Genomic DNA, 16664 nt, shown 5'->3' on the forward strand with positions numbered 1-16664 from the left:
CGCGCCGCTGCGTGAAGCAGGGGGCTTGGCCCGGGCGCTCAGGCCAGGCGGCGCTGCCGACCAGCAGGCTGTTCACCAGGCCGCCAGCCGTTGCAGCCGGGCCGGTGGCGCGTGCCTGTCCAGGGATCGGGCATCGCCGAAATGAGTGCCCAGAAGATCGAATGGAGGCGGCTCATGGAGGAAGTCGTCCCTGCCTCTTCAGCTCCTTGAGCCGTCGTTCGGTTGCGCGGTCCAGGGCGTCCTGCAGCAGGTCCATCTTGCGTTTGTTGCAGGGTTGGCAGTCGTAGAAGCTTCCAGGTACTCCAATAGGGTCCAGCTTTTTGTTGGCCTCGAAAAGATTAATACGTCCTGTGGGTTCGATTCCCATGACGATGATTTTTCCGCTCTTGAACTTGACGGACGCTCCTCCTGAACACCCTGTTCTTTCCATATATTCACCGAAGTAGTGCTTCTCTGAAATTTTGCGCATGTGCTGCAGCGCATATCGCACATCCTCTTCGGTCAATATCACATCGTTGCAATCAAGCCAGTTCTTGTCTTCCCAAGAAGAGCCGCCTGAGGGCTCGATGATGTCGATTTTCTGTACTTGCCTGACTGGGTATCTGGCATCGGCCGCATGGAGCATCGATGCCATGGCCATTGCCGAAATCACAGTCACAGTGCGAAAGAAAATGAAGCTCATGGTGCCATTTCCCAGTTTGCGCCTTCTGCCTCGGACAGGTTCTTCCGGCTTACTTCAGGGTGCTTGAAGACTTCACTGGGCGATAGTTGCATGGAATCTTGCAGTGCTTCAACCAGCCATGTCAGAGCACGGTTTTGTGCCTCAGTCGGTGTGGGGTAGACGCCAAATTCTCCCCGAATCCCTTCCGGACTCAGTTCCTTTCGTCGCTGAGGGGGCTTGAACCCTTTCGGCAGCACAGCCCTGCCAACCATCTCGATGCCTATGGCTTCCATGTTGCTCGGATAGCGATCGCCAGGGGCTTTCATCATCTCGATGCGGTGCATTCCCTTTACGCCTGCTCCTTCATAGTCCTTGGCCCTGCATTTCCCCACAAGCAGGCATCTTGCCTTCAGCGGCCCCACATGGTTGGTGCGCTGGTAGATGGCCGCCGTCTGGTAGATGGTGCCGTCCTTGTCGATGAGAAAGTGTGCCGCATTGGCCTTCGGGTTTTTGTAGCTGTTGAGCGAAGACTGGGCCGTGTTGGCATCGGTCTGGTGCACGACGATGCCGGTGATGGCGGCGGTCCGCTTTCCTCTCTCGATGGCGGGGCTGCGCGCATTCTTGACGCGCGCATGGATGAGCATTCCGTCCTTGGTGATTTCGACAAGCATGTGAGTCCCAGGGTTGCGTTGAACGGCAGCGGGCATTGCGCTGAGCCTCCATCCCGTTTCAGGGAGGGTCAACGGTCACCTTAGGGTAGATATGATCAATCGAGATCCATGCCACGATAGTCAGAATGGTGTTCCTAGGACTGGTGCGGCCTTCTGGAACGGTGGACTCGCCCATGAAAAAAGCCCCATGCAAAGGCATGGGGCTTTTGGGTGCCGGGCCGCTGAGGCCCGGACCTGCGATCAGCGCTGGCCGATCGGCTTGACGTCGCGGGACACGGAGCCCGTGAACAGCTGGCGGGGACGGCCGATCTTGTACTCGGGGTCGGCCATCTGCTCGTTGAGCTGGGCGATCCAGCCCACGGTGCGGGCCAGGGCGAAGATGCCGGTGAACAGGTTCACGGGCACGCCGATGGCGCGCTGCACGATGCCGGAGTAGAAGTCCACGTTCGGGTAGAGCTTGCGCTGCACGAAGTAGTCGTCTTCCAGGGCGATCTTCTCGACTTCCTTGGCCAGGGCGAACAGGGGGTCCTTTTCCAGGCCCAGTTCGGCCAGCACTTCATTGCAGGTTTCCTGCATGAGCTTGGCGCGGGGGTCGTAGTTCTTGTAGACACGGTGGCCGAAGCCCATCAGCTTGACGCCGCTGTTCTTGTCCTTGACCTGTTCCATGAACTCGCCGACCTTGGCAACGCCGCCGTTGGCCTGCAGGTATTCCAGCATGTTCAGGCAGGCTTCGTTGGCGCCGCCGTGGGCAGGGCCCCACAGGCAGGCCACGCCGGCCGAGATGGCGGCGAAGGGGTTGGTGCCCGACGAGCCGCACAGGCGCACGGTGGAGGTGGAGGCGTTTTGCTCGTGGTCTGCGTGCAGGATGAAGATGCGGTCCAGCGCGCGCTCGACCACGGGGTTCACCTTGAACTCCTCGCAGGGATTGCCGAACATCATGCGCATGAAGTTGCCGGCGTAGCTCAGGTCGTTCTTGGGGTACATGTACGGCGCACCGATGCCGTACTTGTAGGCCATGGAGACCAGCGTGGGCATCTTGGCGATCAGGCGGATCGCGGCGATGTCGCGGTGCTCGGCGTTGTTGATGTCCATGTTGTCGTGGTAGAAGGCCGACATGCCGCCGACCAGACCCGTCAGGACGGCCATGGGGTGGGCGTCACGGCGGAAACCACGCAGGAAGAACTGCATCTGCTCGTTGACCATGGTGTGCTTGGTCACGCGCTCGACGAAGTCGGCCTTCTGCGACTCGTTGGGCAGCTCGCCGTACAGCAGCAGGTAGCAGGTCTCGAGGTAGTCGCAGTTCTTGGCCAGCTGCTCGATGGGGTAGCCGCGGTACAGCAGCTCGCCCTTGTCGCCATCGATGTAGGTGATGGCGGACTGGCACGAGGCGGTAGAGAGGAAGCCCGGGTCATAGGTGAACATGCCGGTCTGCGCGTACAGCTTGCGGATGTCCACCACGTCGGGACCGACGTTGCCCTGGTAGACGGGCAGCTCGACGCTGGGGGCGCCGTTGCTGAAAGACAGCGTTGCTTTGTTGTCTGCGAGTTTCATTTCCAAACTTCCTTCTCTAGATTGCCTAGCCTACTAGCGGGAGAGAACCGGGCTTGCGCTTGCGCACCAGTTCCAGAACTTCCCTGATTTCTTGGGTATCGAGTTCACCTTCAGGCTCCTTGCGGCGCAAGAAGAGGTCCATCAGGTCGTTGTCTGCCAGGTCCATCAAGGCAGACAGACCGCTCGCGTGTCTCCGCGTGAGCTGGTCTCCGTAGGTGGCGAAGAACTGCGCGATGAACAGGTCGTTCTCGACCAGGCCGCGCCGGCAGCGCCAGCGCAGCAGGTCTCGCTCGCGTTCGTCGAGCAGAGTATTCGTCATGGTCATCAGATGGCCCGACGGACCATCAGTTCCTTGATCTTGCCAATGGCCTGCGTGGGGTTCAGGTGCTTGGGGCACACGTCCACGCAGTTCATGATGGTGTGGCAACGGAAGAGGCGGTACGGATCTTCCAGGTTGTCAAGGCGGTCACCCGTGGCCTCGTCGCGGCTGTCCGCGATGAAGCGGTAGGCCTGCAGCAGGCCGGCCGGGCCCACGAACTTGTCGGGGTTCCACCAGAAGCTGGGGCAGCTGGTGGAGCAGCTGGCGCACAGAATGCACTCGTACAGGCCGTTGAGCTCTTCGCGCTCTTCAGGCGACTGCAGGCGTTCCTTGGTGGGAGACGCGAAGCTGTCGTTCTGCAGGTACGGCTTGATCGAGTGGTACTGCTTGAAGAACTGCGTCATGTCCACGATCAGGTCGCGGATCACGGGCAGGCCGGGCAGGGGCTTGAGAACGATGTCGCCCTGCAGGGTCTTCATGTTCGTCAGGCAGGCCAGGCCGTTCTTGCCATTGATGTTCATCGCGTCCGAGCCGCACACGCCTTCGCGGCAGGAGCGGCGGAACGAGATGGAGGGGTCCATCTCCTTGAGCTTGACCAGGGCGTCCAGCAGCATGCGCTCGTGGCCGTCCAGCTCGACCTCGACGGTCTGCATGTAGGGCTTGGCATCCTTGTCCGGGTCGTAGCGGTAGATCTTGAAAGTGCGCTTCATTTGTCTGTTCTCTCGTGGGCTGCTGGATTAGAACGTGCGGACCTTGGGCGGCACGCTGTCCACCGTGAGGGGCTTCAGGTTCACGGGCTTGTAGTCCAGGCTGTTGGTGGCGCTGTACCACAGGGTGTGCTTGAGCCATTCCTTGTCATTGCGGCCCAGCGGGAACTCGGCGTGGTCGGCAGGATGCTCGTAGTCGTACACGGTGTGGGCGCCGCGGCATTCGTGGCGGGCAGCGGCCGAGATCATGGTGGCCTGGGCCACTTCGATCAGGTTGTCCACTTCCAGCGCTTCCATGCGGGCGGTGTTCCAGACCTTGGACTTGTCCTTGAGAGTCACGGAGCCCACGCGTTCGCGGATGGCGTTGATCTTGACTTCGCCTTCGTCCATGCTCTTTTGCGTGCGGAACACGCCGGCATGCTGCTGCATCGTGGCGCGGATGTCGCCAGCCAGGTCCTGGGCGTAGGTGCCTTCCTTGGAGTCGTCGAGCTGGTTCAGGCGCGTGAGCGTGCGCTCGGAGCCATCGGCCGGCACGGGCTTGTGGTCGCCGAAGCCGTTGACGAACTGCACGATGTGCTTGCCGGCCGACTTGCCGAAGACCAGCAGGTCCAGCAGCGAGTTCGTGCCCAGGCGGTTGGCGCCGTGCACCGACACGCACGAGCATTCGCCCACGGCATACAGGCCATTGACCACGTTGTTCTGCTGGCCGTCCCACACCACGACCTGGCCGTTGATGTTGGTGGGAATGCCGCCCATCTGGTAGTGGATGGTGGGCACCACGGGAATCGGTTCCTTGGTGATGTCCACGTTGGCGAAGTTGTGGCCGATCTCTTCCACCGAAGGCAGGCGCTTGCGGATGGTGTCGGCGCCCAGGTGGTCCAGCTTCATCAGGATGTAGTCCTTGTTGGGACCACAGCCACGGCCTTCCTTGATTTCCTGGTCCATGGAGCGGGACACGAAGTCACGCGGTGCCAGATCCTTCAGCGTGGGAGCGTAGCGCTCCATGAAGCGTTCGCCTTCGCTGTTGAGCAGGATGGCGCCTTCGCCACGGCAGCCTTCGGTCAGCAGCACGCCCGCGCCGGCCACGCCGGTGGGGTGGAACTGCCAGAACTCCATGTCCTGCAGCGGGATGCCTGCGCGTGCAGCCATGCCCAGGCCGTCGCCGGTGTTGATGAAGGCATTGGTCGATGCCTGGAAGATGCGGCCAGCGCCACCCGTGGCCAGCAGCACGGCCTTGGCGTGCAGCTCGTACAGGTCGCCGGTTTCCAGTTCGATGGCGGTCACGCCGACCACGTCGCCCTGGGTGTTGCGGATCAGGTCCAGCGCCATCCACTCCACGAAGAAGTTGGTCTTGGACTTGACGTTCTGCTGGTACAGCGTGTGCAGCATGGCGTGGCCGGTACGGTCGGCCGCGGCGCAGGCGCGCTGCACGGGCTTTTCACCGTAGTTGGCCGTGTGGCCGCCGAAGGGGCGCTGGTAGATGGTGCCGTCGGGGTTGCGGTCGAACGGCATGCCGAAGTGTTCCAGCTCGATCACGACGTTGGGCGCTTCGCGGCACATGAACTCGATCGCATCCTGGTCGCCGAGCCAGTCGGAGCCTTTGATGGTGTCGTAGAAGTGGTAGTGCCAGTTGTCCTCGCTCATGTTGCCCAGCGAAGCGGACACGCCGCCTTGCGCGGCCACGGTGTGCGAGCGCGTGGGGAAGACCTTGGACAGCGAGGCCACGGACAGGCCGGCGCGCGACAGTTCCAGCGCGGCACGCAGGCCGGAGCCGCCAGCGCCGACGATGACGACGTCAAACTTGCGCTTGGTGATGTTTGCTTTGGAGTAGCTCATTCTTAACCTTCAATCGTGGAGACCGCGTCTCTATCAGATACGCCACAGGATCTGGATGCCCCAGCCGGCGCAGCCGACCAGCCAGACCAGGGTGAAAACGTTCAGCACCAGGCGCAGGCCCACGGGCTTGACGTAGTCCATCCAGATGTCGCGCACGCCGACCCAGACGTGCCAGGCCAGCGAGACGATCACGGCGAAGGTCAGGAACTTCATCCACTGCGGGGCAAAGATGCCGGCCCACAGGTCATAGCCGACGGAGCCGGTGCTGAAGATCAGCTTGGCCAGCAGCACGATGGTGAACAGTGCCATCAGCACGCCGGTGACGCGCTGCACCATCCAGTCGCGGATGCCGTAGTGCGCACCGACCACGGTGCGCTTGGAGCCGTAATTCACGGACATGGTTCTTTTTCCTTATCGTGAGGGGGAGATCGTCTATCAGTACAGGCCGAACAGCTTGGCGCCCAGGATCAGGGTCAGGCCCACGCTCAGCACTAGCACCACCAGGGCGGAGGTCTTGCCGAACTGCTTGTTGACCGCATGGTGGTTCACGTCCATGAACAGGTGGCGCAGGCCGGCGCAGAAGTGGTGCAGGTAGGCCCAGATCAATGCCAGGCACACGAGCTTGAGGAACCATCCGAAGGGACCCGCGAAAACCGAGGTGAAGCCGTCGAAGGAGATCTCCGAGGTCAGCGACATGTCCATCATCCACAGGATGAAAGGCAGCAGGATGAACATCAGCAGGCCGCTGATGCGGTGCAGGATGGACACGATGCCGGCCGGCGGCAACCGGTAGGTGGGGAGGTCCTTGAAGAAGTTGATGTTGCGGAACTCTGGCCGCTTTTTGGCTTGCTCAGTCATGGCAGGGTACTTTCGTGGATGTAACTGCTTCGTAATCGCTCAGGGGCGGCGATGCAAAATTCTATTGCAATGCAATAAAAACAGCTTTGCTGGGAATTGCGTATTTTCGCCCGCTTCTCTGGGGAACGGATCGTTCAGCTCAACGCGTTGCGGTAGTGATGGGTGTCGGTGCGGTACAGGCCACGGCGTAACTCCATGGGAACATCGTTGTATGTGTAAGCGGTGCGCTCCACGCTCAGCAGGGGCGTGGTGCTGGGCACGTCCAGCAGCAGGGCCTGTTCGGCCTCGGGCAGGACGGCGCGGATCTTTTCGTCGGCGCGCACCATGCGCACGCCGTAGTCCAGCTCGAACATGGCGTAGGTGGGGCCCTGGTAGGCGGACATCTGCTCGGCGGTCAGGCCCTTGAAGGCGTGGCCCGGCAGCCAGATGTCTTCCAAAATGGTCGGGATTGCGGAGAACGACAGCACGCGGCGCACGTGCATCACGGCATCGCCGCTGCGCAGCGCCAGGCCGCGCGCCACGTCGGCCGATGCGCGCAGGCGCCGGCAGTCGATGATGCGGCGCTCGGCACGGCCCTCGCCCTGCTGGTCGCCGGCGTCGGGCTGCAGCTTGAGGAAGCGGTACTGCACATGCTGGGCCGCGTGGGTGGCCACGAAGGTGCCCTTGCCCTGGCGGCGCATCACCAGGTTCTCCGCGGCCAACTCGTCGATGGCCTTGCGCACCGTGCCCTGGCTCACGCGAAAGCGCGCCGCCAGCTCCATCTCGCTGGGGATCAGCTCGCCGGGCCGCCATTCGCCTGCTTCAAGGCTTTGCAGTATCAGTCCCTTGATCTGCTGGTACAGCGGGCTGAAGGCCGGGGTCGATGCGCCCGCGCCGATGGTGGCAGCGGCGGTTTCAGAGGCGAGGGGAGGCAGGGCTGGCATGGGAAAGTTCGGGGTGGGGAGGCTCCCGGCGACGCAGATGAAAGACTTGGAAACAGACGTCGATCATATCTTATATAAGACATAAGACAAATTGACCGGGCTCCGAAATCGGGAGTACACTTTCGCGTTGTTTGCGGAGCACGGGCTGCTGGTTTCTGACGCTGGTGCGACCTGGCGCCGATAACACCTGATTTTTTCCCCATCCCTGGAGTTTCATCATGAGCAAGAAGCCCGTTCGTGTCGCCGTCACCGGTGCCGCCGGTCAAATTGGTTACGCCCTGCTGTTTCGCATCGCCTCCGGCGAAATGCTGGGTAAGGACCAGCCCGTCATTCTGCAACTGCTGGAGATTCCCGACGAGAAGGCCCAGAACGCGCTCAAGGGCGTGATCATGGAACTCGAAGACTGCGCCTTCCCCCTGCTGGCCGGCATCGAAGCCCACTCCGACCCCCTGCAAGCCTTCAAGGACACCGACTACGCCCTGCTGGTCGGCGCGCGTCCCCGCGGCCCCGGCATGGAACGTGCCGACCTGCTGGCTGCCAACGCACAGATCTTCACGGCCCAGGGCAAGGCGCTGAACGCCGTGGCCTCGCGCAACGTGAAGGTGCTGGTCGTCGGCAACCCCGCCAACACCAACGCCTACATCGCCATGAAGTCGGCTCCGGACCTGCCGGCCAAGAACTTCACCGCCATGCTGCGCCTGGACCACAACCGCGCTGCATCGCAGCTGGCTGCCAAGGCCGGCTTCAAGGTGGGCGACATCCGCAAGCTGACCGTCTGGGGCAACCACTCGCCCACGATGTACGCCGACTACCGTTTCGCCACCGTCAACGGTGAAAGCGTCAAGGCCAAGATCAACGACCAGGCCTGGAACAAGGACGTGTTCCTGCCCACCGTCGGCAAGCGTGGCGCCGCCATCATTGCAGCGCGCGGCCTGTCCTCGGCTGCCTCGGCTGCCAACGCTGCCATCGACCACATGCGCGACTGGGCCCTGGGCTCGGGCGGCGAATGGGTCACCATGGGCGTGCCCTCCAACGGCGAATACGGCATCCCCGCCGGCATCGTCTTCGGCTTCCCGGTCACCACGGAGAACGGCGAGTACAAGATCGTCGAAGGCCTGGAAATCGACGCCTTCTCGCAAGAGTGCATCGACAAGACCCTGGCCGAGCTGCAAGGCGAACAGGACGGCGTCAAGCACCTGCTGTAAGCCGCCGGCAAGCCATGCTCGACTGGAATCCCGCGCTTTACCTGCGTTTCGCCAATGAGCGTACGCGCCCCGCAGCCGAGCTGCTGGCGCGTGTGCCCTTGGCCCAGGCCCGCCATGTGGTGGACCTGGGATGCGGGCCGGGCAATTCCACCGAGCTGCTTGCACAGCGCTATGCCGGTGCCACGATCACCGGCATAGACAACTCCCAGGCGATGCTGGCCACCGCGCGCCAGCATCTGCCTGAGGCCCGCTTCGCGCTGGCCGACATTGCTTCCTGGACGCCCGCCCCCGGCGAGAGCGCTCCCGACCTGATTTATGCCAATGCCTCCCTCCAGTGGGTGGGGGAGCATGAAACGCTGATACCCCGCCTGTTCGCCCAACTGGCGCCAGGGGGCGTGCTGGCGATACAGATGCCCGACAACCGGCAGGAAGCCACGCACCGCGTGATGCGCGAGATCGCCAGCCTGCCCAAGTTTGCCGCCTACATCGGCGATGCCGCCAAGGTGCGGGCCGACATCCTGCCCATCCGCAGCTACTACGACCTGTTGGCCGGCCCGCAGGAGCAGGCCGGCGTCGAGGCTGGCGCCGTCGATGTCTGGCACACCGTCTACCAGCATCCCATGGACTCGGCCGGAGCCATCGTCCAGTGGCTGCGCGGCACCGGCCTCAAGCCCTTCGTCGAAGGCCTGCCCGAAGCCCTGCAGGCCGACTTCCTCACCGAATACGAAAACCGCGTGGACGCCGCCTACGGCGTGCGCGCCGACGGCCGGCGCCTGCTGGCCTTCCCCCGCCTGTTCATCGTCGCCCAGCGCAAGCCATGACCGCCGCCACGTCCACACCCTCTCGCGCACACCCGGCCCAGGTGCTGCTCGATGCGCAGGGCGGTGCCCTGCACCTGCCCGTCTGCGACCACTACAGCGGCGTGGAAGTGCGCATGCGCAAGAGCCTGCAGCTGCAGGCCGAGATGATGGCCGAGTTCGGCACCTGCGTGTTCGACGTCACGCTGGACTGCGAGGACGGCGCCCCCGTGGGCCAGGAGGCCGCCCATGCGCGCCTGGTGGCCTCGCTGGCGCGTGATGCCGCGCCCGGCGCCCGCGTGGCTGCGCGCGTGCATGCCGTGGACCACGCCAGCTTCGCGCAGGACCTGGACATCATCGTCGGCGAGGCCGGCGACCGCCTGTGCCACCTCATGCTGCCCAAGGTGGAAAGCGTGGATGACGTGCTGCTGGCCGAGCGGCATCTGGGCCGACTGGGCTGCCGCGAACTGCCGCTGCATGTGCTCATCGAGTCGCCCGCCGCCGTGCACCGTGCCTTCGACATCGCCGCACACCCGCGCGTGCAGAGCATTTCCTTCGGCCTGATGGACTTCGTCTCGGCCCATGGCGGCGCGATTCCCGCCTCGGCCATGGGCTCGGCCGGCCAGTTCGACCATCCGCTGGTCGTGCGTGCCAAGCTGGAGATCGCAGCTGCCTGCCACGCGCACGGAAAGGTGCCTTCGCACTGCGTGGTCACCGAGTTCAGGAATCCACAGGCGCTGCAGGCCGCTGCCACACAGGCGTCACGGCGGCTCGGCTATACCCGCATGTGGAGCATCCACCCGGACCAGATCCGTCCCATCCTCGCCGCGTTCGCGCCCCAGGCCGACGAAGTGGCGCAGGCCGCACAAATACTTACCGCCGCCGGGGCCGCCGACTGGGCGCCCGTCAGCGTGGATGGTGTATTACATGACCGGGCGAGCTACCGCTACTTCTGGCAGTTGCTCACACGTGCCCACCAGACCGGCCAGGCGCTGCCCCCGCAGGTGCAGCCCTGGTTTGCATCAGAATCACTTGCTTAGCCCACACCGGGAATTTGCAGGAGCCCAACGTATGAAGACAGCTATCGCCTCCATCCTGATCGCAGCCCCCTTGCTGGCCATGGGCCTGGGCGCCAGCGCCGCCGAACCTGCCAAGAAGGCTCCGGCCAAGGCCGCCGCCAAGCCTGCGGTCAAGAAGGCTCCCGCCAAGAAGGCCACCGCGGCCAAGGCCGCTGCCGGCGCTGCCGCAGTCGGCGGTGCGGCGGCCGTGGCAGCTGCTGCCCAGCAGCCGCTGTCCGCCGAAGACCTGGCCATCTCGGAGCGCGTGCACACCGGCCGCATTCCCTGCGAGCTGGGCGCCTTCGTCAATGTGACGGCCGACCAGTCCAACCCCGGCTACTTCAACATCGACGGCAAGGGCTTCAAGTACCACATGGCGCCCGTCAAGACCTCGACCGGCACCGTGCGCCTGGAAGACAAGCATGCCGGCGCCGTCTGGCTGCAGATCGCCAACAAGTCCATGCTCATGAACCAGAAGGTCGGCCAGCGCCTGGCCGACGAATGCATGAGCCCTGACCAGCTTCAGGTGGCCGAGGCCATCAAGAAGAACCCGCCTCCCAGCCTGCTGGAAGCACCCAAGCCCGCCGGCCAGTAATCCAGGCCCGGACCTGAGCGTCCCGCAAGCAGCCCCACTTTAGAAAACCATGGAGAGAGAATCATGTTGAAAGCCTACCGTGACCACGTGGCGGAACGCGCCGCGCTCGGTATCCCCCCGCTGCCGCTGGATGCCAAGCAGGTTGCCGAACTGATCGAGCTGATCAAGAACCCGCCCGCTGGCGAGGACGCCTTCCTGCTCGACCTGCTCACGCACCGCGTTCCTCCGGGCGTGGACGATGCCGCCAAGGTCAAGGCCAGCTTCCTGGCAGCCGTGGCCCACGGTGACATCCAGGTGGCTCTCATCTCCAAGGCCAAGGCCACCGAGCTGCTGGGCACCATGGTGGGCGGCTACAACGTGCACCCCCTGATCGAGCTGCTGGACGACGCCGAAGTCGCCGGCGTCGCTGCCGATGCGCTGAAGAAGACGCTGCTGATGTTCGACTTCTTCAACGACGTGGCCACCAAGGCCAAGGCCGGCAACGCCAAGGCCCAGGAAGTCATGCAGAGCTGGGCTGACGCCGAGTGGTTCACCTCGCGCCCCGAAGTGGACAAGAAGATCACCGTCACCGTCTTCAAGGTGCCCGGCGAGACCAACACCGACGACCTGTCGCCTGCACCCGATGCCTGGAGCCGTCCGGACATCCCGCTGCACTACCTGGCCATGCTCAAGAACACCCGTCCCGACGCGGCCTTCAAGCCCGAGGAAGACGGCAAGCGCGGCCCGATGCAGTTCATCGACGACCTCAAGAAGAAGGGTCACCTGGTCGCCTACGTGGGCGACGTGGTCGGCACCGGCTCCTCGCGCAAGTCGGCCACCAACTCCATCGTCTGGGCCACGGGCCAGGACATCCCCTTCGTGCCCAACAAGCGCTTCGGCGGCGTGACCCTGGGCGGCAAGATCGCCCCCATCTTCTTCAACACGCAGGAAGACTCCGGCTCGCTGCCCATCGAAGTGGACGTCTCCAAGCTGGAGATGGGCGACGTCATCGACGTGCTGCCCTATGACGGCAAGCTGGTCAAGAACGGCGAGACCGTCGCCGAGTTCCAGCTCAAGAGCGACGTGCTGTTCGACGAAGTGCGCGCCGGCGGCCGCATCAACCTGATCATCGGCCGTTCGCTGACCGCCAAGGCCCGCGAATTCCTGGGCCTGTCTGCCTCTACCGTGTTCCGCCTGCCCCAGGCGCCCGCTGCTTCGAACGCCGGCTTCACGCTGGCCCAGAAGATGGTCGGCCGCGCCGTCGGCCTGCCGGAAGGCCAGGGCGTGCGCCCCGGTACCTACTGCGAGCCGCGCATGACCACCGTGGGTTCGCAGGACACCACCGGCCCTATGACCCGCGACGAGCTCAAGGACCTGGCCTGCCTGGGCTTCTCGGCCGACATGGTCATGCAGTCCTTCTGCCACACGGCCGCCTACCCCAAGCCCGTGGACGTCAAGACCCACCGCGAGCTGCCTGCCTTCATCAGCAACCGCGGCGGCGTGGCCCTGCGTCCCGGTGACGGCGTGATCCACTCCTGGCTCAACCGCCTGCTGCTGCCCGACACCGTGGGCACGGGCGGCGACTCGCACACGCGCTTCCCCATCGGCATCTCCTTCCCCGCAGGTTCCGGCCTGGTGGCCTTCGGCGCCGCCACGGGCGTGATGCCCCTGGACATGCCCGAGTCCGTGCTCGTGCGCTTCAAGGGCGAAATGCAGCCTGGCGTCACCCTGCGTGACCTGGTGCATGCCATTCCCCTGTACGCCATCAAGGCAGGCGCGCTGACCGTGGCCAAGGCCGGCAAGAAGAACATCTTCTCGGGCCGCATCCTGGAAATCGAAGGTCTGCCCGACCTGAAGGTGGAACAGGCCTTCGAGCTGTCCGACGCCTCGGCCGAGCGCTCGGCTGCCGGCTGCACGATCAAGCTCAACCCCGAGCCGATCAAGGAGTACCTGACCTCGAACATCGTTCTGATGAAGAACATGATCGCCGACGGCTACGCCGACGCCAAGACGCTGCAGCGCCGCATCGAGAAGGTCGAAGCCTGGCTGGCCAAGCCCGACCTGCTCGAAGCCGACAAGGACGCCGAATACGCTGCCGTGTTCGAGATCGACCTGGCCGACATCAAGGAACCCATCGTCTGCTGCCCCAACGATCCCGATGACGCCAAGTTCCTGTCCGAAGTGGCCGGCACCAAGATCGATGAAGCCTTCATCGGTTCGTGCATGACCAACATCGGCCACTTCCGCGCAGCAGCCAAGCTGCTGGGCGGCCAGCGCGACATCCCCGTCAAGCTGTGGGTGGCTCCGCCCACCAAGATGGACCAGAACGAGCTGATCAAGGAAGGCCACTACGCCGCCTTCGGCACGGCCGGTGCCCGCACCGAAATGCCGGGCTGCTCGCTGTGCATGGGCAACCAGGCCCAGGTCCGCGAAGGCGCGACGGTGATCTCCACCTCGACCCGCAACTTCCCCAACCGCCTGGGCAAGAACACCAACGTGTTCCTGGGCTCGGCCGAGCTGGCCGCCATCGCATCGCGCCTGGGCAAGCTGCCCACCAAGGAGGAATACCTCAAGGAAATGGGCGTGATCGATGCCGACAAGTCCAGCGTCTACCGCTACATGAACTTCGACCAGATCGAAGAGTACGCGGATGTGGCCAAGGGCGTGAGCGCCTGAGTCCGGCCTGATCCGGCTCCATGAGCAAAGCCCGCTTCGGCGGGCTTTGCTGCTTTCTGGCTCTGTACTTTCCGGTTTACGCAGCCTGCCTCAACCGCCCCAGCACCTCCTGCGTCTGCGCATCCGCCGGAAAGAACGACTCCACGGCCAGCTCCTGCAGCGTCACATCCACCGGCGTGCCGAAGATGGTGATGGTGCTGATGAAGTTCAGCCGGCCATGGTCGGTGTCCAGCGCGAAGGGCACGGCGATGTGGCTGGCAGGTGCTGCGCCATGTGGTGAGTCCGCTTCATCTTCCTTGAACGGGTAGGCGGCAATCTCGTCGTGCAGCGCCTGCAACTGCGCATCCGACGTGGCGGCAATCTGCTGCTGCAGGCGGTGCAGCAGATGCGCGCGCCAATGGGCTGCATTGGCCAGGCGCGGGCCCAGGCCTTCGGGGTGCAGGCTCAGGCGCAGCACATTGACGGGCGGCTCCAGCAGCCAGGGCGCCACGCCGGCCAGCAGCAGCGGCACGATGGCGTTGGCGGCCACCAGGTTCCAGTGACGGTCCACGGCCAGGGCGGGATTGGGTTCGTGGCCCTTGAGCACCAGGTCCACGGCCTGGCGCGCGGCGGCCAGATCCGGGTGGTCCAGCGGCCGGGCCTGGTACATGGGCGCATAGCCTGCGGCCACCAGCAGCGCGTTGCGCTCGCGCAGCGGCACGCCCAGGCGCTCCACCAGGCGCAGCACCATCTCGCGGCTGGGCTGGGCGCGGCCGGTTTCCACATAGCTCAGGTGGCGCGTGGAGATCTCGGCCTCCAGTGCCAGGCCCTGCTGGCTCAGGCGGCGGTGCTGGCGCCAGTGGCGCAGATGGTCGCCGAAGGGCGAGCGCGCGGACGGTGGATGGGCGGTGGAGGTCATGGTCCGCATCGTAGCGGCGGGGCCGGCGTGGCGGCCATGACCTGCGAGGTTATCGACCCTGTGCAGCCTGCGGCGGACCATGCAGTCCATGGCATGCACGGTGTGTGCCTGTTGCTCTCAAGGAGTTCGCCATGTCGATGTTCGCTTCCCCCCGTTTCCTGCCCCGCGTGATGTGGGCCGATGCTGCTTCCTGCGCCGCCTCGGGCGCCTTGCAACTGGTGGCGGGGCAGCCGCTGTCGGATGTGACGGGGTTGCCTCTGGCGCTGCTGCAGTCCACAGGCTGGTTTTTGCTGGGCTATGCGCTGCTGGCTGCGTGGATGGCGGCGCGCTCGCCTGTGCCGCGGCGGTTGATCGGGCTGGTGGTTGTGGGGAATTTCGGGTGGGCTGTGGGCTGTGTTGCGCTGTTGGCGTTTGGTGGGTTGGGGTTGTCTGCCTGGGGGGTGGCGTGGGTGTTGGCTCAGGCGTTGGTGGTTGTGGTGTTGGCTGAGTTGCAGTGGACTGGGTTGCTGCGCACGCGCGATGTGGCTGGCGGTGCGCGTGTTGCCATGTCATGACTACAGCGGGCTTGTTTTGACCCTGCCGGGCCGTTGTTTTTCGAGGCCGGGTCTCGGCCCGGCAGCCGACGGCCCTTTCTTGATTCGCCAAGAAAGGTCAGATCTAAGAAGGCGGCCCGACGCAGGCGCTGGCATACGGGGGGGGCTGGTGCGGTCCTTTGCTGCGCTCGGCCGGGTTCAGGGGGCTGCGCTGCTTTTGACGTGGTGGGAGCAGCCCACGGCGACGACTTCGCCGCTGGTTTCGCTGGCCAGCATGTCGTCGCTGTTGCGGATGGTGCGCAGGGCGCTGGCGAGCACGTCCAGGCGGTTGCTGGTCTCGGGCGTTTCCAGCCACAGCAGGGCCATGCGGGAGAGTGCCGAGATCTCGGCACAGCCTTGCTGCACCAGGCGGTCCACCTCGGTCACGACCTGGGTGAAATGCTCGGCGCTTGGTGGGGGTCTGGGGGTCATGGCTCGGCTCTCCGTGCAAGGTTGAGAGAGGCCGTGGCAAGGCAAACGTTGCGCATGCTTCCGTGCTCCTAGTCGAGGCTTGAGACCACCGGGTTGCGTTTTCAAGCGCAGGCAGGTGGGCGGGATGTTGAAAACACGAGACTAGTCGTGCGGGCAGCCTTGCGGTGAGCCCCATCCCGCCCGAAATCGCACAGACGTGGGCAAGCGCCCACGAATACAGGATTCAGACGTGACAAAGCCTCGCTGACGGGGAGGCTGCACCGCTAGTCTTGGAAAAGGTGTTTTCAAGCACCGGCCCCGTGACAGGGGGCTGGTGCGGATTGTGGCATAGCGACTGGAGTTGCTCCAGCGGGGCTGGCATGACCTGGCAGGTCATGGACTCGGGGGGCGGTGGCGGCGGAGCATCGGCGGGGCCGGCTTGCGAGGTGCATGCCCGGCAATCCACAAGAAGTGCTGATGCCGATGTTTTCCCATGTCCGTTTCCTGCCCCGCACTCTGTGGGCCGACGCCATCTGCTGCGCTGCCGCGGGTGCGGTGCAACTGGCCTTTGCGCAGCCGCTGGCCGTTGTCACGGGGTTGCCGCAGGCGCTGCTGCTGGGCACGGGGTGCTTCTTGCTGGCCTGGGCCTGCGTGGCTGGCTGGGGCGCGTGCCGCATGCCGCGCAGCCGGGGGCTGGTGGCCATTGCCGTGTTCGGCAACTTCGGCTGGGCCCTGGCCTGCGGGGTTGTGCTGTACAGCGGCGTGCTGGAGCCTGCGCCCACAGGCTGGGCATGGGTGCTGGGCCAGGCGGCCATCGGCGTGGCGCTGGGCGATCTGCAGTGCGCGGGGTTGTGGCGCAGCAGGGCTTCGCTGGCCGGTTCGATGACAGCCCCGTGAAAGCCTGCCGCTTTTTCCGCGCGGACAGCGTTGTCCGCGTGTGACTATCG

The 16664-nt window shown here is 64.7% G+C and carries 18 protein-coding genes; 7 read left to right on the forward strand and 11 right to left on the reverse strand.

The genetic code is table 11. The features are described 5' to 3' along the window. Nucleotides 1–172: 172 nt before the first annotated feature. The 9 genes from HFGMBDPB_RS27195 to HFGMBDPB_RS27235 form a co-directional block, all read right to left on the reverse strand. Complete coding sequence (locus HFGMBDPB_RS27195) at nucleotides 173–682, reverse strand: hypothetical protein (RefSeq protein WP_016450196.1); 510 nt, start codon at nucleotides 680–682, stop codon at nucleotides 173–175. Continuing rightward, nucleotides 679–1332, reverse strand: a complete 654-nt coding sequence (locus tag HFGMBDPB_RS27200) for a peptidoglycan recognition protein family protein (RefSeq protein ID WP_227469545.1) — start codon at nucleotides 1330–1332, stop codon at nucleotides 679–681. The genes HFGMBDPB_RS27195 and HFGMBDPB_RS27200 overlap by 4 nt, the downstream gene beginning before the upstream one ends. Before the next feature lie 240 nt (nucleotides 1333–1572). Then, a complete protein-coding gene (locus HFGMBDPB_RS27205) occupies nucleotides 1573–2883 on the reverse strand; it encodes a citrate synthase (RefSeq protein ID WP_016450198.1) in 1311 nt (436 codons plus the stop codon). A 25-nt stretch (nucleotides 2884–2908) separates the two neighbouring features. Further along, entirely contained in the window at nucleotides 2909–3208 is a 300-nt protein-coding gene (locus HFGMBDPB_RS27210) for an FAD assembly factor SdhE (protein WP_012204343.1), read from the reverse strand. Continuing rightward, nucleotides 3208–3912, reverse strand: coding sequence for a succinate dehydrogenase iron-sulfur subunit (locus HFGMBDPB_RS27215; protein ID WP_012204344.1), 705 nt, complete (start codon nucleotides 3910–3912; stop codon nucleotides 3208–3210). The genes HFGMBDPB_RS27210 and HFGMBDPB_RS27215 overlap by 1 nt, the downstream gene beginning before the upstream one ends. A 27-nt stretch (nucleotides 3913–3939) precedes the next feature. Then, entirely contained in the window at nucleotides 3940–5745 is a 1806-nt protein-coding gene (gene sdhA, locus HFGMBDPB_RS27220) for a succinate dehydrogenase flavoprotein subunit (RefSeq protein ID WP_016450199.1), read from the reverse strand. A gap of 33 nt (nucleotides 5746–5778) precedes the next feature. Beyond that, nucleotides 5779–6144 (reverse strand): succinate dehydrogenase, hydrophobic membrane anchor protein, encoded by a 366-nt coding sequence (gene sdhD, locus HFGMBDPB_RS27225; RefSeq protein WP_012204346.1) that lies wholly within the window; start codon nucleotides 6142–6144, stop codon nucleotides 5779–5781. Between the two features lie 36 nt (nucleotides 6145–6180). After that, complete coding sequence (gene sdhC, locus HFGMBDPB_RS27230; RefSeq protein WP_016450200.1) at nucleotides 6181–6603, reverse strand: succinate dehydrogenase, cytochrome b556 subunit; 423 nt, start codon at nucleotides 6601–6603, stop codon at nucleotides 6181–6183. A 134-nt stretch (nucleotides 6604–6737) separates the two neighbouring features. Beyond that, on the reverse strand, nucleotides 6738–7526 hold the full coding sequence (locus HFGMBDPB_RS27235; RefSeq protein ID WP_016450201.1) for a GntR family transcriptional regulator: 789 nt from the start codon (nucleotides 7524–7526) through the stop codon (nucleotides 6738–6740). A gap of 218 nt (nucleotides 7527–7744) precedes the next feature. On the opposite strand from HFGMBDPB_RS27235, the gene HFGMBDPB_RS27240 reads away from it, so the two are divergent. The 5 genes from HFGMBDPB_RS27240 to acnB all read left to right on the forward strand — a co-directional run bounded on the left by HFGMBDPB_RS27240 (nucleotide 7745) and on the right by acnB (nucleotide 13836). Beyond that, nucleotides 7745–8731 (forward strand): malate dehydrogenase, encoded by a 987-nt coding sequence (locus HFGMBDPB_RS27240; RefSeq protein ID WP_012204349.1) that lies wholly within the window; start codon nucleotides 7745–7747, stop codon nucleotides 8729–8731. A gap of 14 nt (nucleotides 8732–8745) precedes the next feature. Beyond that, a complete protein-coding gene (gene tam, locus HFGMBDPB_RS27245) occupies nucleotides 8746–9552 on the forward strand; it encodes a trans-aconitate 2-methyltransferase (RefSeq protein WP_013803434.1) in 807 nt (268 codons plus the stop codon). Then, on the forward strand, nucleotides 9549–10568 hold the full coding sequence (locus HFGMBDPB_RS27250; protein ID WP_047218611.1) for an HpcH/HpaI aldolase/citrate lyase family protein: 1020 nt from the start codon (nucleotides 9549–9551) through the stop codon (nucleotides 10566–10568). The genes tam and HFGMBDPB_RS27250 overlap by 4 nt, the downstream gene beginning before the upstream one ends. Before the next feature lie 31 nt (nucleotides 10569–10599). Further along, nucleotides 10600–11181 (forward strand): hypothetical protein, encoded by a 582-nt coding sequence (locus tag HFGMBDPB_RS27255; protein ID WP_016450203.1) that lies wholly within the window; start codon nucleotides 10600–10602, stop codon nucleotides 11179–11181. A 63-nt stretch (nucleotides 11182–11244) separates the two neighbouring features. Next, on the forward strand, nucleotides 11245–13836 hold the full coding sequence (acnB, locus tag HFGMBDPB_RS27260; RefSeq protein ID WP_016450204.1) for a bifunctional aconitate hydratase 2/2-methylisocitrate dehydratase: 2592 nt from the start codon (nucleotides 11245–11247) through the stop codon (nucleotides 13834–13836). A 76-nt stretch (nucleotides 13837–13912) separates the two neighbouring features. On the opposite strand, the gene HFGMBDPB_RS27265 is transcribed toward acnB, so the two are convergent. Continuing rightward, nucleotides 13913–14734 carry a helix-turn-helix domain-containing protein gene (locus HFGMBDPB_RS27265; RefSeq protein ID WP_074923101.1) on the reverse strand — a complete coding sequence of 274 codons (822 nt, stop codon included), beginning with the start codon at nucleotides 14732–14734 and terminating at the stop codon, nucleotides 13913–13915. Between the two features lie 131 nt (nucleotides 14735–14865). On the opposite strand from HFGMBDPB_RS27265, the gene HFGMBDPB_RS27270 reads away from it, so the two are divergent. After that, nucleotides 14866–15288: a hypothetical protein gene (locus tag HFGMBDPB_RS27270; protein WP_212646652.1), complete on the forward strand. Its 423-nt coding sequence runs from the start codon at nucleotides 14866–14868 to the stop codon at nucleotides 15286–15288. A 177-nt stretch (nucleotides 15289–15465) separates the two neighbouring features. Here the strand turns inward: HFGMBDPB_RS27270 and HFGMBDPB_RS27275 are convergent, their stop codons facing one another. Then, complete coding sequence (locus HFGMBDPB_RS27275; protein ID WP_212646653.1) at nucleotides 15466–15738, reverse strand: hypothetical protein; 273 nt, start codon at nucleotides 15736–15738, stop codon at nucleotides 15466–15468. A gap of 456 nt (nucleotides 15739–16194) precedes the next feature. Here HFGMBDPB_RS27275 and HFGMBDPB_RS27280 point away from each other — a divergent pair, with 456 nt between their 5' ends. Continuing rightward, a complete protein-coding gene (locus HFGMBDPB_RS27280) occupies nucleotides 16195–16614 on the forward strand; it encodes a hypothetical protein (protein ID WP_212646654.1) in 420 nt (139 codons plus the stop codon). Nucleotides 16615–16664 lie beyond the last annotated feature (50 nt).

This window comes from Delftia sp. PE138 (assembly GCF_018320755.1).
GTDB lineage: Bacteria > Pseudomonadota > Gammaproteobacteria > Burkholderiales > Burkholderiaceae_C > Comamonas > Comamonas tsuruhatensis.